Annotated in this window: 13 protein-coding genes; 9 read left to right on the plus strand and 4 right to left on the minus strand. The window is 72.7% G+C overall.

The genetic code is table 11. The annotated features are described in order from the left end of the window. Positions 1-30: 30 nt before the first annotated feature. From ACNNMR_RS07285 to ACNNMR_RS07305, 5 genes are all read left to right on the plus strand, one after another. Positions 31-1,731: a serine/threonine-protein kinase gene (locus ACNNMR_RS07285; protein WP_419993702.1), complete on the plus strand. Its 1,701-nt coding sequence runs from the start codon at positions 31-33 to the stop codon at positions 1,729-1,731. 417 nt (positions 1,732-2,148) lie between these two features. Continuing rightward, on the plus strand, positions 2,149-2,943 hold the full coding sequence (locus tag ACNNMR_RS07290) for a glycosyltransferase family 2 protein (RefSeq protein WP_419993703.1): 795 nt from the start codon (positions 2,149-2,151) through the stop codon (positions 2,941-2,943). Beyond that, positions 2,940-3,980: a glycosyltransferase family 2 protein gene (locus ACNNMR_RS07295; protein ID WP_419993704.1), complete on the plus strand. Its 1,041-nt coding sequence runs from the start codon at positions 2,940-2,942 to the stop codon at positions 3,978-3,980. The genes ACNNMR_RS07290 and ACNNMR_RS07295 overlap by 4 nt, the downstream gene beginning before the upstream one ends. A gap of 265 nt (positions 3,981-4,245) precedes the next feature. Further along, complete coding sequence (locus ACNNMR_RS07300) at positions 4,246-5,016, plus strand: polysaccharide deacetylase family protein (RefSeq protein WP_420000280.1); 771 nt, start codon at positions 4,246-4,248, stop codon at positions 5,014-5,016. A 57-nt stretch (positions 5,017-5,073) separates the two neighbouring features. Then, positions 5,074-6,258 (plus strand): DUF5925 domain-containing protein, encoded by a 1,185-nt coding sequence (locus tag ACNNMR_RS07305; RefSeq protein ID WP_419993705.1) that lies wholly within the window; start codon positions 5,074-5,076, stop codon positions 6,256-6,258. Between the two features lie 19 nt (positions 6,259-6,277). On the opposite strand, the gene ACNNMR_RS07310 is transcribed toward ACNNMR_RS07305, so the two are convergent. Then, the gene (locus ACNNMR_RS07310) at positions 6,278-7,708 is read right to left on the minus strand and encodes a helix-turn-helix domain-containing protein (RefSeq protein WP_419993706.1); all 1,431 of its coding nucleotides are present in this window, start codon (positions 7,706-7,708) and stop codon (positions 6,278-6,280) included. 237 nt (positions 7,709-7,945) lie between these two features. On the opposite strand from ACNNMR_RS07310, the gene ACNNMR_RS07315 reads away from it, so the two are divergent. Then, positions 7,946-8,563: a hypothetical protein gene (locus tag ACNNMR_RS07315; RefSeq protein WP_419993707.1), complete on the plus strand. Its 618-nt coding sequence runs from the start codon at positions 7,946-7,948 to the stop codon at positions 8,561-8,563. A 351-nt stretch (positions 8,564-8,914) separates the two neighbouring features. On the opposite strand, the gene ACNNMR_RS07320 is transcribed toward ACNNMR_RS07315, so the two are convergent. Beyond that, the gene (locus tag ACNNMR_RS07320) at positions 8,915-9,289 is read right to left on the minus strand and encodes a GntR family transcriptional regulator (protein WP_419993708.1); all 375 of its coding nucleotides are present in this window, start codon (positions 9,287-9,289) and stop codon (positions 8,915-8,917) included. 213 nt (positions 9,290-9,502) lie between these two features. Between ACNNMR_RS07320 and ACNNMR_RS07325 the strand changes: the two genes are divergently transcribed. The 3 genes from ACNNMR_RS07325 (at position 9,503) to ACNNMR_RS07335 (ending at position 13,310) form a co-directional block, all read left to right on the plus strand. Beyond that, a complete protein-coding gene (locus tag ACNNMR_RS07325) occupies positions 9,503-10,435 on the plus strand; it encodes an N-acetyltransferase family protein (RefSeq protein WP_419993709.1) in 933 nt (310 codons plus the stop codon). 90 nt (positions 10,436-10,525) lie between these two features. Then, complete coding sequence (locus ACNNMR_RS07330; protein WP_419993710.1) at positions 10,526-12,121, plus strand: alpha-amylase family glycosyl hydrolase; 1,596 nt, start codon at positions 10,526-10,528, stop codon at positions 12,119-12,121. Between the two features lie 202 nt (positions 12,122-12,323). Beyond that, positions 12,324-13,310, plus strand: coding sequence for a lytic polysaccharide monooxygenase auxiliary activity family 9 protein (locus ACNNMR_RS07335; RefSeq protein ID WP_419993711.1), 987 nt, complete (start codon positions 12,324-12,326; stop codon positions 13,308-13,310). A gap of 11 nt (positions 13,311-13,321) precedes the next feature. On the opposite strand, the gene ACNNMR_RS07340 is transcribed toward ACNNMR_RS07335, so the two are convergent. Together ACNNMR_RS07340 and ACNNMR_RS07345 are read right to left on the minus strand one after the other, a co-directional pair. Beyond that, complete coding sequence (locus ACNNMR_RS07340) at positions 13,322-14,296, minus strand: penicillin-insensitive murein endopeptidase (RefSeq protein WP_419993712.1); 975 nt, start codon at positions 14,294-14,296, stop codon at positions 13,322-13,324. Between the two features lie 11 nt (positions 14,297-14,307). Next, a complete protein-coding gene (locus ACNNMR_RS07345; protein ID WP_419993713.1) occupies positions 14,308-16,047 on the minus strand; it encodes a glycoside hydrolase domain-containing protein in 1,740 nt (579 codons plus the stop codon). Between the last annotated feature and the right edge of the window lie 139 nt (positions 16,048-16,186).

The following is a 16,186-nucleotide window of genomic DNA, read 5'->3' on the forward strand; positions in this document are numbered from 1 at the left end:
CGACCGCTGCACGGGGGGATGGGGGACGCCATGAGTAGCGCGGAGACCGGGGCCGGGGGTGAAGACCGCGTCGTCGCCGGGAGATACCGGCTGATCAGCGCGCTGGGCCGGGGCGGCATGGGGGTCGTCTGGCAGGCCAGGGACGAGGTGCTCGGTCGCGAGGTCGCGGTGAAGGAGGTGCGCGCTCCGGTCGCCTTCGAGGACTCCGAGGTACAGCGGCTGTACGCCCGCCTGGAGCGGGAGGCGTGGGCCGCGGCCCGGATCTCGCACCGCAATGTCGTCACGGTCTACGACGTCGCCACCGACGAGGGCCGGCCGTGGATCGTCATGGAGCTGATCAAGGGCCTTTCGTTCGCCGACATCCTCGACAGCGAGGGCCCCATCACGCCGGCCCGCGCCGCCAAGGTAGGCGCGGAGGTACTGGCCGCCCTGCGCGCCGCGCATGAGGCCGGGGTACTGCACCGGGACGTGAAGCCGGGGAACATCCTGGTCGCCAACGACGGCCGGGTGGTGCTCACCGACTTCGGGATCGCCGTCGTCGAGGGCGGCTCCGCGATCACCATGACCGGGGAGCTGATCGGCTCCCCCGAATTCCTCGCCCCCGAGCGGGCGCTGGGCCGCAATCCGGGTCCGGCGTCCGACCTGTGGTCGCTGGGCGTGACCATGTACGCGGCGGTGCAGGGCAATTCGCCGTTCCGCCAGGACACCCCGCTGTCCACGCTGCGCGCCGTGGTCGACGAGGAGCTGCCGCCAGCGACCCGCGCGGGCCCGCTCGGCCCGGTCATCCAGGCGCTGCTGCAGAAGGACCCGGCGCAGCGGCTCGGCCCCGACGCGGCAGAGGGGCAGCTGCGGCTGATCGCCGCGGGCGGCACGCCCCGTACGCCCACCGAGGTCGTCACGACACCGAGCCAGCCGCCGACGGAACACGCCACCCCGCCGCCGCCACCGCCGGGCGGCCCGCAGCCCTGGACCCCGGCCGCCGGATCGGCCGCATCCGCGGCCACCGGCCCCACCGGCTTCGGCTCCACGACCACCACCACCGACGTCTCCAAGCGGCGCCGCGCGGGAGCCGTCTTTGCCGCGGGCCTGCTGGCGCTCGCGATCGCGGGCGGCGGGATCGCGTACGCACTCCTGGGCAATGACGACGACCCCAAGGACACCGGCGGCAGCAGCGGCGGCGACAGCGCGGGCTCGGGCGGCGGCGATACGGCCGGCAAGGGCAAGGGCGACGATAAGCAGGCCGACGCGAGCGGCGGGAACGGGGAGAGCGGCCAGGACGGCGGCACCACCGCCAGCGGCTCACCCGGCGACGACTCGCCGTCCCCGACGAAGACGCACCATCAGCCCCCGCAGTCCGTCAAGGTCTCGGTCAGCGGCAGCCGCACCACCTACAAGGGCGCCTGCCCGCTGCCCGCCTCCGCCGCCCCGTACTTCACCGGCACGATCACCGTCACGCGGCTCCCGGCCACCGTCACGTACCGGTGGGTGAACCAGGACGGGAGCGGGATCGGCGCGTACTGGAAGACGCTGTCCTTCCCGGCCGGCGGCGGCAAGTCGAAGTCGGTCAACCACACCGAGACCGTCTTCGTCCCCGACGGCACCCGCAAGGGCTGGGTCGGCCTGGAGGTCAGCAAGCCCAAGGCGGCCAGCGGCAATCATGTGCCGTTCACGATCACCTGCGAGAAGGAGCCGAGCCCGAGCGGCAGCTATACGATCAACTCCGCGCCATAGCGCGGATATTGTCAATTTTCCCGCGGCCCATTCGGAACTGGGCGGCGCCTTTCCGCGTCCCCGTCAGTGATAGCGACGAGGGATAGAAGCGGGAGAGAAATCGGAAGCTTCCATTCCCTTTGCTGTCACGTCTCATTGGTCACCAACTTCATAGATTCACTCGCGATGGTCACGGGTTCCGTGCGGCCCCAGGGGAGGGAGCCGCGCACTACGCGACCCGGGCACGACGGCCTTCGTGAGGCGCGGCAGGGGGGTGCCGCTTCGGGTGTGCCGCATGGTGCGCCGCGTCGCGGGCCGCGCAAACAACCCGCTCTGTTCCACAACAGCGTCAGCAAGGGCGGGGGACCCCCCTTTCGAACCGGACAGTCGCGGGCCGCCAGGGCGGTGGCCCACCGGACGAGAGGGACCGGAACACACATGAGCACTTCTGTGCGCCAGATGTACCGCCCGGTGTCGTTACACCTGGCCATAGCGCCGCCTGTCAGCGTCGTGATACCGGCGATGAATGAGGAGGCGAATCTTCCGTATGTCTTCAAGAGCCTGCCGGAGTGGATTCACGAGGTCGTCCTGGTGGACGGCAATTCCACCGACCGCACCGTCGAAGTCGCGCGCGAGCTGCGCCCGGACGTAAAGATCGTCCCGCAGGTCGGCAAGGGCAAGGGCTCCGCGCTGATCAGCGGCTTCGAGGCGGCCACCGGCGACATCATCGTCTGCATCGACGCCGACGGCTCCGCGGACGGCGAGGAGATCCTCACCTTCGTCTCCGCCCTCGTCGCCGGCGCCGACTTCGCGAAGGGCTCGCGCTTCGCCGAGGGCGGCGACACCGAGGACATGACGCCCATCCGCAAGCTCGGCAACGCGGTGCTGACGGCGCTGGTCAACCGCAAGTTCGGGGCCCGCTACAGCGACCTCTGCTACGGCTACAACGCCTTCTGGAAGCGCTGCCTCGAAGGCATGGCGCTCGACTGCAACGGCTTCGAGGTCGAGACCCTCATGAACATCCGCGTCGCCCAGGCGCGCCTGAAGGTGCAGGAGATCCCGAGCAAGGAGTTCAAGCGCATCCACGGCACCAGCAACCTCCGCGCGGTCCGCGACGGCCTGCGGGTGCTCCGCGTCATCCTCCGCGAGAAGCGCTCGCGACGGCTGCGCATGCAGGGCCGCCCGGCAGAGGCCCTCACCGCGGCGGCAGCCGCGCCGCGGAGGGCGTCTTGAGCGACTCGGGCACCGCGCCGGATTTCTCCGTCGTCATCTGCGTCTATACGGAGGACCGCTGGGAGGACATCCTGGCGGCCGTCGAGTCGGTGCGGCGGCAGTCGCTGCCGGCGCTGGAGACGCTGGTGGTGGTGGACCACAATCCGGCGCTGCTCGCGCGCCTGGCGGCGCGATATGGGCCGGCGGTGCGAGGTGGTGAGCCGTCTGCCGTGCGGGTGCTCGCGAACGCGGGGCCCCGCGGGCTCTCCGCCGGGCGCAACACCGGCATCGCGGCGGCGGGCGGCGAGTTCATCGCCTTCCTCGACGACGACGCCGTCGCCGACCCCGGCTGGCTGCGCGGCTTCGCCGCCGCCTTCCGCTCCGACGAGCGGGTGTGGGCGGTCGGCGGGCGTACGGAGCCGGTGTGGGCGTCGGGGCGGCGCCCGTCGTGGTTCCCGGCGGAGTTCGACTGGACGGTCGGCTGCACGTACACCGGCGTGCCACCGGGCCGCGCCCGCGTCCGCAACGTCATGGGCGGCAACGCCGCCTTCCGCCGCGAGTCCTTCACGGCGGCGGGCGGCTTCGCCACCGGCATCGGCCGGGACGGCGACGCGCGCCCGCTGGGCTGCGAGGAAACGGAGATGTGCATCCGCCTGACGCAGACGGTGCCCTCGGCGCGCATCCTGATGGACGATGCGGCGGTGATCCATCACAAGGTGTCGGCGGACCGGGAGCGCTTCGGGTATCTGGTGCGCAGGTCGTACGCGGAGGGCTTGTCGAAGGCGCTCGTCTCGCAGAGCGTCGGCGCGGGTGATGGCCTGTCGGCGGAGCGCTCGTACGCGACGCGGGTGCTGCCCGCGGGGGTGTTGCGCGGGGTACGGGATGCTGCGCTGCTGCGCGGCGCCGCGGGTGCGGGTCGCGCGGGCGCGATCGTCGCGGGTGCGATGGCCGCGGTCCAGGGCTACGCGGTCGGCACGTGGCGCGCGCGCCGCTCGCCGCAGGTGCCCGTGGCACCGGCGTTGGTGAGCGTCGAGGACGCGAGGGGTGAGGCGGCGTAATGCGCTTCCCACCCACCCGCCCGTTGCTGCCAGCAGCAGGAATACGAGAGCGGCGCCTCGGGCGGCACCCGGCAGCTCCGCTGCCCGACACTGACACACGGCCGTCCCTCCCGCGACAGCAACGGACGACTCAGCCCGCCCACCCGATGCCGCAGGCAGCAGCGCTACCCGGCCCGCTCTCCCACCCGCGACAGCAACGGGCGGGTGGGTGGGTACAAGTCACCACGGACGGAGCCGCCGCGTGACCGCCCCAGTCCCCATCCTCATGTACCACGCGGTATGCGAGACACCCGCCCCAGCCGCGCACCGCCTAAGCGTCGCGCCCCGCGACTTCGCCGCGCAGCTCGACGTCATCGCCGCGGCCGGCGCCACGCCGATCAGCACCGCCGACCTCGCCGCCGCCTGGCGCGACAACCACCCGCTCCCCAACAAGCCCGTCGTCATCACCTTCGACGACGGATACGCCGGCGTGCACCGCCACGCCCTCCCCCTCCTCGCCAAGTACGGCTTCCCGGCCACCCTGTTCGCCGCCACCGGCTGGCTCTGCGGCCCGTACGAGACCGGCGGCGCACCCGACGCGATGCTTGGCTGGCCGCAGCTGCGGGAGCTCGCGGGCGCCGGCGTCGAGATCGGCGGGCACAGCCATACCCACCCGCAGCTCGACCAGATCGCCGACCAGCGGCTGCGCTTCGAGCTGCGCGTCTGCCGCGAGATCATCGCCGCGGAGACCGGCACCACGCCGGTGTCGTTCGCGTACCCGTACGGCTACTCCGACCGCCGCGTCCGCCAGGCGGTCAGGGCCGCCGGCTTCACCCAGGCACTCGCCGTCGAGAACGACCTCGCCAAGCCCAGCCAGGGCCCATACGCCCTCCGCCGCTTCACCGTCCGCAGAAACACCACCCTCGACGCCTTCGAGCGGGCGGTATCCAGCCGCCCCCAGCTACGCGACGTGGCCACCGACCGCGCACTTACCCGCGGCTACGCGCTGATCCGCCGCGGCCGCCAGGCAGCACGCAAGGTACGGGACACCCGCTGAGACACGCCCGGAAAAACCTGTGTGCGCAAGCGGGTTCCGTACCGGACCATGGGCGGCATGTGTGCCGAGCGCCGTACCGAAGCGAGGAGGATCCTCCTGCCCGTCGACAGGCCTGCCCTCAATGCCCCCGTCCACGATGACGTCACCCCAGCCGAGGATGCCCTCGACATCCGGCTGAACATCGACGACAGCGACTCCACCGTCGACGTCGTCGACGCACTGTTCCTGGGCAGATTCGCCACCGGCGAGCAGCCGTACTCCCGCACCCGCACCATCGACCGGGTCAAGAAGGACGCCGGGCTGCTGCCGCCCGGCGCCGTCGTGCTGCGCGCGGCCAGGGACGCGAACCGCTGCGGCTCCACCCTCGCCGAGGGCGTCGGCTATACGGTGCTGGTCTCCCGCTGGCAGCAGGGCGCGGACGTCACCGTCACCGCGGTCACCGACGAACTCGCCGAGCAGGTCCTCGCCCAGGCCACCGACGGCGCCGCGGACGAGCCGGCGCCGCAGCCCGACCACGTGTCGATGGGGTTCTGGTACGTCTCGCCGGGCCGGCACGGCCCGCGCCGCACCACGCGCAAGATCTCGGCCGCGGCATGGGACGAGGTCCGTACGAACTACACCGCCCCCGTCGCCACCGCCATGGACCGGCTGATGAAGCTGACCCCGGACGACATCGGCGGCCGGCTGCTGCTGCTCCACGGCCCGCCGGGCACGGGCAAGACCTCGGCGCTGCGCACCCTCGCCCGCTCGTGGCGGGACTGGTGCCAGGTGGACTGCGTGCTGGACCCGGAGCGGCTCTTCAACGACGTCGGCTATCTGATGGACATCGCCATCGGCGAGGACGACCCGGCGGGCTCCGGCAAGTCCCGCTGGCGGCTGCTGCTCCTGGAGGACTGCGACGAGCTGATCCGCGGCGAGGCCAAACACGCCGCGGGCCAGGCGCTGTCCCGGCTGCTGAACCTCACCGACGGCCTGCTGGGGCAGGGGCGCAACGTGCTCGTCGGCGTCACGACCAACGAGGACCTGGAGCGGCTGCACCCAGCCGTGGTCCGCCCGGGCCGCTGCCTGGCCCGCATCGAGGTGGGGAACCTGACCCGCCCCGAGGCGGTCGAGTGGCTCGGCACGGACGAGGGCGTGGGGCGCGAGGGCGCGTCGCTGGCGGAGCTGTACGCGCTGCGGCGCGGCACGTCGCCGGGGGTGGCGACGGTGCCGGAGCAGGATCGGTCGGGGCTGTACCTGTAAGCCCGCCGAGCCCGCCGGCTCAGTCGCTCACCCAGCGCCGCTCCTCCAGCGCATATCCGTAGCGCTTCAGCCCCTTGGTGCTGCTCGTACGGAACGGCCGGCCCGCGTCATCGATGCGGGTCGTGCCGCTCCGTCCGCCGCTGGTCCACTCGACCTCCAGGTACCAGCGGGCGTCGTACGCGCTGGTGTCGGCGCGCACCCGCAGCGCCAGCGGGGACTTTTCGGTGACCTGGTAGGGCAGTTCGGCGGGCGGCACCTTGCGTTTGCCGTCGTAGCCGTTGACGGGCTGCGGGACGGGCCGGTTGGCGTCGAGGTTCACCTTGAAGTACGCCTCGCTGACCAGGCCGCCGCAGCCGTTGCTCATCTCGAAGGCGGGCAGCTTCGCGGGTGCCGTACGGCCCGCGACGCGGACGTTGACCGACTCCACGACGACGGGGGCGGAGCCGCTGGGCTCCAGGGTGGTCTCGACGGTGGTGTTGCCGCCGTGCACGGCGGCGAGGCTGTTCGCCCAGGAGGCGGCGTCCTGCTGGACGGGGGGCGGGGGCACGGATGAGGGGGACTTGTCGACGAGGTAGGTGTGATTGCAGCCGTAATCCCAGACGTGCGAGCGGGTGGTGGCGGCGAGCGGGGTGGCCTGCTCGGTGCCGTCGCCGCCGCTGCCGTCGCCTCCGGCGCCCGCGTCCTTGGAGCCGCCGCCGCTGCCCTCGCGGTCGGCCGCGCCCGGCGATGCGCTCTTGTCGCGCTCGTCCGCGGGCGTGCCGGCGCCGCTGCTGTGCGGCGAGGCGTACGGATTCTTCCCGCCGCCACCCGGCTTCCCTTCGCCGTACGCGCCGCCGTCCTGCCGCGGCGCGCCTACTGAACCGTCGCCGCGCGCGCCGGCTCGCTCGTCGTGGGGCGGCGCGAAGACGGCGGTGGCGACCAGCGCGAGGACGAGGGCGGCGGCGGCCACGGCGGGCCAGATGATGGTGCGATGGCGGACGAGCCAGGGGGGTGGGGTGCCGTCGTCGGTGGGGTCGGTGACGGGGGTGGGCTTGGCTATGGGACTGGGCTTGGCGCCCGCGCCATTCGTCGCGGTGGCGCCCTTCGCGGCTGTCGCGTCCTTCGCCCAGGCCGGCGTCCGTGCCGCGGCGGTGGTGCGGCGGCCGCCTCCTGGCCGGCGTCGGGCGGCGTCGGCGCGCAGCCAGCGCCGGTGCAGTTCGACGAGTTCGTCGTCGGTGGCGCCGCAGAGGCGGGCGAGGCGCTCCACGGGGGCGTAGTCGGCCGGGACGGCGTCGCCGTTGCAGTAGCGGTGCAGGGTGGACACGCTCATGTGCAGCCGCCCGGCCAGCGCTCCGTAACTCCGACCGCTGCGCTCCTTCAGCGCTCTTAACTGCGCCGCGAAAATCTCGCCGTGCGCTGCCGCGCTGTCCGCCCCGTCCTGCTCGTCGCCCTGCTCTTCCGCGCCCGCCACCGGCGTTCCTCTTTCGTTCGCTCGTCCACCGGAGATCCGTACAGCATTCCAGGAACCGCCCATCTCCGCTGGTCATAGCCGGGATTGGCGTTCCACCTTCCCGTATCGACGTCCCTGCCTTGCGCCCGGTTCCAAGCGCCGAGCAGGCTTCATGGCAAGACGGCACCGGGCAGGGCACGGGGGTCTCTGCCCGGAGCCGCCGTCCAGCGGATGCGACGGGAGGGGTCGGTGCGCGCGATGGCGGAGGCACGGTTCAGCGGTGCCGGTGACACAGCCGTCGACGCCGAGGTGGGGCTGCGCCGTCGGCGGCTGCATGCGGACGAGGAGGGGATCGCGTACGGCCGGCGGCGGCTGGCGTGGTCCGAGGTGGAGTCGGTGGCGTACGGGGTGACGCGCACGTATGTCGCGAACGGCCTCTTCCGCAGTGGCGCGGGCAGCCAGTGGGACTTCACGGTGACCGGGGCGGGCGAGGAGATAGCGGTCCACCTGGAGCGGTGGCGCGCGGACCAGGAGCAGGACCCGGTGTGGTCGGGCTTGACGCGGCTGTCCCGCCGCCATGTGGAGCCGCGACTCTATGCGGAGCTGGCGGGGCGGGTGCTGGACGGCGAGCGGGTGACGGTCTGCCCGGCGCAGTGGCTGGTCCTGTCCGCGGCCGGCTTACACGGCTTCACGGGCCGCCGCCTCAGGCCGGCGTCGCTCACCTGGCCGGAGCTGGCGGAGCTGGAGGCCACGGACGGCTGGCTCCACGTACCGGCCTGCGGCCGGAGCTCAGCGCTACGGATCCCGGTCCAGGCGGCAAACGCGGTGCTGGTGCCGGCCCTGGTGCCTGCTCTGCGAAACGCCCTGACGGGCTGATCCCACCCACCCACCCGTTGCTGCAAGCAGCAGGCCAACGGGACGGGACATCCGAGCCACGGGGCCTCCGAGCCACGGGACCATGGGGCCGCCACGCCGCCGACCACCGGACCGCCGCGCCGCCCGACCACCGGACCGCCGGACCGCCCGACCGCCGCGCCGCCGGACCGCCCGACCGCCGGGCCGCCGCGCCGCCCGACCGCCCGACCACGGGGCCGCCGCGCCGCCCAACCACCGGACCACCGCGCACGATGCCCCCAGCGGCGGGTAGCCCTCCCCCGCGTGCCCCTCCCAACGCCCGCCCACCTCCTGCCGCCGACAGAAACGGGCGGGCGGGTGGGCGGCGGAGCGTCAGCGGGTGTACGCCGCTCGCAGGGCCTCCTCCACCGCGGCCTGGGCTGCGGCGCGGTCCAGGCCCAGGTGCTGCGCGCGCTGCGCATACGCCTGTGCCGCCGCGGCCGCCTCGCGGGAAACCGCGTCCCCAGCGGCAGCGACAAACGTGCCGTGGCGGCCCCGCGTCTCGATGACCCCGTCCGCCTCCAGCGCGCGATACGCCTTGGCGACCGTATTCGCGGCGAGGCCCAGCTCCTCCGCGAGGCCGCGCACCGTCGGCAGCTTGTGGCCGACGGGGAGCGCGCCGCTCAGCGCCTGTTCGCTGATCTGCCGCCGGACCTGCTCGAAGGGTGCCTCGGCCGCATCGGCGGCGATACGGATCTTCAATGCCATGCCCCCATTGTCGCCGCACCCACCGCGCCCCTCCCCGCCCACACGGCCCAACCCCCACCCCCACCGCCCCCGCGGCGCAATCGGGCGCAACTATCCACACCCCGAGACGCCCCGACCTCCCCCGACCTCCCCCCACCAGCCCCCGACCAGCCCTCGACCAGCCCCCACAAATCCACGTGCACCCACCCACCCCGCCCCCATACCCTCCCGCCCATGGCCCTCCAAATCCGCGATTTCCGCCCCGAAGACGCCCCCGCCGTCGCCGACGTCCGACGCGCCGCCGTGCCCTTCATGGTCACCACCGCGGCGGGCGTCCTGTGGCGCTGGCGCATCGCGCCGGAGGCCATGCGGCTGCGCCTGCTCGTGGCCGAGCTCGACGGCCGGGTCGTCGGCGAGGTGCCCGCCCACCTGGAGAACGAGTCCAGCACCCCCGGCCAGGGCCTGGCCGACGTCCATGTGCATCCGGACTTCCGCCGCCGCGGCGCCGGTTCCGCCCTGGTCGCGGAGGCCGAGAAGCACCTCACCACCGTCGGCGCCACCTCCGTGTACGCGTACACCGACGACGACCCCGCCGCCCTCGCCTTCGCCGAGCGGCACGGCTACCGACGCACCCGCCGCAGCCACTTCCTCGGCCTCGACCTCACGACCGCCGCACTCCCCCCGCTCGAGCCAACGCCGCCAGGCGTCACCGTGCACCCCGCGGCAGTCCTCGGTGACGACCCGCACCCCCTGTACGAGGCGGATGCCGAGACCGTGCAGGACGAGCCCGGCGACATCACCCTCGACCATCTCGTCTACGACACATGGCTGCTGAACGCCTGGCGCAACCCCATGCTGGACCGGGACCTGACCACCATCGCCGTCGCGGACAGCGGCGAAGTGCTCGCCTTCACGCTCGTGTTCACCGACGGCCACGGCCGCTACATGTCCGGCGGCACCGGCTGCCGCCGCCCGCACCGCGGCCGCGGCCTGGCCAAGCTGGTCAAGAACGACTCCCTCCACCGGGCCCGCGCTCAGGGCATCACCAAGGCCCACACCGGCAACGAGTCCTCCAACGCCCCGATGCTGGCCGTCAACACCTGGCTCGGCTACCGGCCCGCGGGCTCGGAGTGGACCTGCGTACGCGAACTGGCCACCAATTCCTGAGGTGCCCGGCGAGACTGGGTGGGCAGCACACGCAGCACGCAATGGGCACGAGACGAGACGCGACCCGCCCCACCCGGAAAGGCCCCCTCGATGACTTCTCCCGCCTGGCTCGCCGACGCCGTCTTCTACCAGATCTATCCGCAGTCCTTCGCCGACTCCGACGGCGACGGCATCGGCGACTTCGCCGGCATCGAGTCCCGGCTCGACCACCTCGCCTGGCTGGGCGTGAACACCGTCTGGCTGAACCCCTGCTTCGCCTCCCCCTTCCGCGACGCGGGCTACGACGTCGCCGACTACCTCACCGTCGCCCCGCGTTACGGCACCAACGACGACCTGGCCAAGCTCGTCGACGCGGCCGGGCGGCACGGCATCCGCGTGCTGCTCGACCTGGTGGCGGGGCACACCTCCGACCAGCACCCGTGGTTCACTGCCGAAGCCGCCGGCGGGGCGGACCCCGCCGCCGACCGGTACATCTGGGCCGAGGCCGCCGCGGCGGACCTCGGCGACGGCTGGGTCCCCTCCCCCGGCCCCCGCCCCGGCTCGTACCAGCGCAACTTCTTCGACTCCCAGCCCGCCCTCAACTTCGGCTACGCCCGCATGGACCCGGCCGAACCATGGCGCCTCCCGGTCGACGCGCCAGGCCCCCGCGCCAACCGCGACGCGCTCTTCCAGATCATGGACCACTGGCTCCGCCTCGGCGTCTCCGGCTTCCGCGTCGACATGGCGGCGTCGCTGGTCAAGGACGATCCGGAGAAGGCGGAGACGGTCAAGCTCTGGCAGGAGCTGCGCGCCCGCCTGGACGCCGAACACCCCGACGCGATCCTGCTGTCCGAGTGGGGCCACCCCGAGGTGAGCGTCCCGGGCGGCTTCCACGCCGACTTCTTCCTGCACTTCGGCGGCCCGACCAGGGGCCGCGCCATGCGCTCCCTCTGGAACAACCTCACCGGCACGGTCGACGACACCTGGGACCCCATCGACTGCTTCTTCGACGCCGAGGGCAAGGGCTCACCGCGCGTCTTCCACGAGGCCTGGCAGGCGGCCGCCGCCGCGGTCGGACCCGAGCATCTCGTGCTGCCGACCTCCAACCACGACTTCTCCCGGCTGGCCTGCGGCCCCCGCACCGCCGAGCAACTCCCCGCCGCCTTTGCCTTCCAGCTGACCTGGCCGACGCTGCCCGCGATCTATTACGGCGACGAGATCGGCATGCGGTACGTACCGGACCTGCCCGACAAGGAGGGCAGCGTCCTCGGCCCGCGCTACAACCGGGCCGGCTCCCGCACCCCGATGCAGTGGGACGCCACCCCGGGCGCGGGCTTCTCCTCGGCGCCGCCCGAGGACTTCTACCTGCCGCTCGACCCCGCCCCCGGCCGCCCGGACGTCGCCGCTCAGCGCGCGGACGAGGGCTCGGTGCTGCACCAGGTGCGCCGGCTGATCGAGCTGCGCAAGTCCACGCCGGAGTTGGGCGCGCTGTCCGACGTGCGCGTTCTGCACGACGCGTACCCCTTCGTGTACGTACGCGGCGATCGCTATCTCGTCGCGGTCAACCCGCGCCGGGAGGCGGCCTCGACGAGCGTCCCGGGGTGGGAAGGCGCCGAGCCCGTGCTCGTCTCCGGAGCCGTACTCGCCGGTAGCGAAATCGCCGTCCCAGGCTTCTGCTACGGCATCTTCCGCCACATCCGTAACTGAGGCCGATCCGGTCCTTAACTGAACCCTAAGGATCTCCCTCACCCCGTTCTCCCTGCGGTTTCCGCCCCCCATGAGGGTCTAGCGTGCGTGGCCGACGCGGTGCCCTGGCGCCGTCCGGCGCCGGGCCCGGGGGGCGGCACCGGGAGGGGCCAGGGCCGCCGCGTCCGCACGACGGACCCCCACCCGCAGGGAGAACCACACGATGACTGTCCGCTCCAAGCGCCTGACGAAGCGCGTCGCCGCGATCACCGCCGCGACCGCCGCGCCGATAGCCTTCGGCACGCTCGCCGCCACCCCGGCCGCCGCCCACGGCTCCATGCAGGACCCGATCAGCCGGGTCTACGGCTGCTACGCGGAAGGCCCGGAGTCCCCCAAGTCCGCCGCCTGCAAGGCCGCGGTCGCCAAGAGCGGCGCGCAGGCCTTCTACGACTGGAACGGCGTCCGCGACGGCGAGGCCGGCGGCAAGTCCAAGGAGAAGATCCCGGACGGCCAGCTGTGCAGCGGCGGCGACAAGAACTTCGCCGGGCTCGACCTGCCGCGCGCCGACTGGTCGGCGACGAAGATGAGCTCCGGGCAGCACACCTTCAAGTACAAGGGCACCGCCCCGCACAAGGGCACCTTCGACCTGTACATCACCAAGGAGTCGTACGACCCGGCCAAGCCGCTGAAGTGGTCGGACCTGGAGGCCAAGCCCTTCGCCTCGGCCACCGACCCGAAGCTGAGCAACGGCACGTACACCTTCGACGGCAAGATCCCGGAGCGCTCGGGCCGGCACCTGATCTACGCGATCTGGCAGCGCTCGGACAGCCCCGAGGCCTTCTACTCCTGCTCCGACGTGGTCTTCGGCAAGGACAGTGGCGCCGCCGCACCCGCCGCGCCGAGCGACGAGAAGGTCAAGGAGGACGCCGCGAAGTCCACCGTGGACCACAGCGAGCACGGCGACCACGGCGACCACAGCGAGGCCCCGGCGAGCTCCCCCGCCGCCAACGCCCCCGAGGCGAAGGGCGGCGCGAAGGACGCGGCCGCCGCCGAGCCGTCGGACAGCCCCGCCCTCGCTGAGACCGGCGGCGACAGCGAGAGCAGCGCCGCCCCGTACGCCCTGGGTGGCGCCGCCGCCCTCGCGCTCGGTGCGGCCGCCCTGTTCAACGCCGTGCGCAAGCGCACGATGGGCGGCCGGCACCGCGCCTGATCAGTGCGGGATCAGCAGGTGTACAGCGAGTTGGGATGCACCTTCTCGCAGTAGCGGATGTGCAGGTGGTTGTCGTGCCCGGTGTACGAGCTGGTCAGACCCTCGTTGATCAGCGTGGGGTCGTTGAACCAGACGTACCTGATGTGCCCGGGCGCGGCAGCCCGCAGCGCCTTCACCAGCTCCCGTGTCGCCGCCCGGTCGTAGGCCGCGGACCGCCAGGTGATGCGGGAGCCGGTGCACTGCGCCGAGTCGGTGCGCACCGGCCACAGGTCGATGTCGAGGCCGACCTCGTGGCTGGCGTGCCCGGCGATGTCGCCGCCGTGCTCGAAGGAGGCGTCGCCGACCGGGATCTCGCCGTTGCCGGAGGAGCCGAAGTTCTTGGCCGCCTCCTCCAGTTCGGCGATCGCGGCGGCGGTGCCCCAGTTGGCGCTGGTGTTGCCGTCCGGGTCGACGTCGCAGAGCGAGCCGGCGAAGTCGGCCTTCTCGTAGTGCCAGAGAAGGTTCTTCCAGGTGGTCGGGCCGACGATGCCGTCGGCGCCGATCCCGGCGTGGCTCTGGTACGACTTCACCGCCGCGGTCGTCGTGGCGTTGAAGGTGCCGTCGACGGTCAGGCCCGCGTTCCGTTTCGCGTTCAGCTGGGACTGGACGGCTTTCACTGCCGGGCCGGTCGCGCCCTCCTTGATCTGCGGGGTCAGCTTGCCCCAGGTGTTGGGCCCGACGATGCCGTCCACGCCGATGCTGCTGGCCTGCTGGAACTCCTTCACCGCCGTCGTCGTGCTCGACCCGAAGACCCCGTCCGCCGGGACGGTCTTGCCCTTCGCCGCCAGCAGGTGCTGGATGGCCAGCACATCGCTGCCCCGGTCGCCCGCGCTCTGCGTCGGGAAGAAGGCCGAGGCGTACGACTGGGCGGGCTGGATCAGGCCGAAGAGCAGCGCGGCGACGGCGGCGAGCAGCCCGCCGAGCCGGAAGAGATTCTTGTGCTTCATCCTCATACTCCTCACTTCCCGGCCTGCAAGGCCGCCCAAGTGTTGGCGCCGACGATGCCGTCCGCGGAAAGCCCGCGGGACGACTGGTAGTCCTTGACCGCCTGCTCCGTGCCGGACCCGAAGATCCCGTCGATGCCGACGGTGCGGCCGAGCGCCGCGGTCAGCGCCCGCTGCAGCCGCAGCACGGCCTCGCCGGTGGAGCCGTTCTGCACGGTGGGCGTGGAGCCGCGGGCCAGCAGCGCCGTCCACGTCTTCTTGCCGATGACGCCGTCGGCGGTCTGGCCTTTGGACGTCTGGTAGGCCTTGGTGGCGGTGGTCATCGCCGCGTCGAAGGTGCCGGTCGGGGTGTCCTTGCCGCCGAGGGGGTCGTGCCCGGCCGCCTTGAGCAGGCATTGCGCGGCCTTGACCTGGTCGCCGGTCGAGCCCTCCTTGAGGGTCGAGTACGCGTTGAAGCTCAGGTTCGCGGTGGCGCAGGTGACCGGTGGCGCGGTGCCGTTGCCGACGTCGAGGTAGTTGCGGTCGATGCCGCCGATGCGCACGCCGCCCCAGGTCTCGGCGACCTCGCCCGCGTACTGGTGGATGCGCTGGTGGTTCGCCCACTTGTCGGCGGAGACGTACGAGCCGGTGTTGGTGTCGGCCGCGTTGTTCCACCAGGCGAACCAGATGTGGTCGACGCGGGTGTACGCCGAGTTGCCGTAGTTGTTGCCCGCGTCGCGGATGCCGGACGAGGCCGAGGAGTAGAAGCCGGAGAGATAGCCCTTGGCGTGCAGCGCCTCGGTCCAGCCGGAGAGGTACGACAGGACGGCGGCGGTGCAGCTGCTGCTCGGGGTGTAGCCCTCGATGTCGCTGTAGATCGCGGAGCCGGGCGGGATGCCGAGGCCCTGGGCGACGGTGGCCGAGGAGTTCGCGGCGCTGCGGCCCTGCTCCTTGGCGGTGGCCTTGTCGGTCGAGATCTTGCTGCGGTAGTCGGTGCAGGGCGCCTGCCGGCCCACGTCGATGGGGATCATCCGCCAGCCCCGCGTGACCTGGGTGGACACCCAGCTCGCGGTGAGGTTCGGCTGGTCGCAGGCGCGCAGCCCGCCGCTGATGTAGACGCCGACGGCGCGGTACGGGGAGGCGCCGGTCCAGGCGTTCATGGCCGAGGAGGAGGGGGCTGTGCAGGCGTCGAAGCCCTTGCCCTTGAAGTCGCCGGGCTGCGGGCCGTTGTCGGCGAGCGGGGCGGCTTTGGGCTTCGCAAGCCGTGCCGGGGCAGCCCCGTCGGTGAGCTTCGCCGAGTCCAGCACCGTACGCACATCGTCCTCCGTGCCCGCCGTGTGCGCGACGGTGACCAGCACGCCCGCGTCCTCGACGGCGACCTGGACGTTCCCGTTGTACGAGGCCGCCTTCGGCGCCGTCGCGGTGCCGGCGGCGGCGCGGGCGGTGGCGGACGAGGTGCGGGCCGCCGCGTCCTTGTCGAGCGGCTGCACGACGATGCCCGCGGTGCGGCCGACGAGGTCGGCGGCGCAGTCGGGGGCGGCGGACGGCTTGCCGAGGTAGACGGCGGGCCGGTCGAAGCGGATGCAGGCGTCCGGGTCTTCGGCGAGTTCCACGACGCGCCAGCCGGCCGGGACCTGGATCTCGTAGCCGTGATAGGCGACGGTGCGGGTGCCGTCCGCGGCGGGCTCGGCCTGCGCGGCGCCGGTCAGCGCACCGGCGAGCGTGGCGAGGGCGGCGGCCGCGGCCGCCCAGATCGGTCTTGGTCGTCGTCGCATCTGCAGCTCCCGGGGGTGGGGGTACGGACGGTGACGTGTGTACGACAGGGGTGCAGCGCGCCGGTTGCGCCGCGGTTGCACGGGTTGACATGGGCACTTCTGCGGCTGGATGGTGGCACTCCGGACCACTGGACTAGTC

Origin of the sequence: Streptomyces boninensis (assembly GCF_048572725.1) — a bacterium.
GTDB lineage: Bacteria > Actinomycetota > Actinomycetes > Streptomycetales > Streptomycetaceae > Streptomyces > Streptomyces boninensis.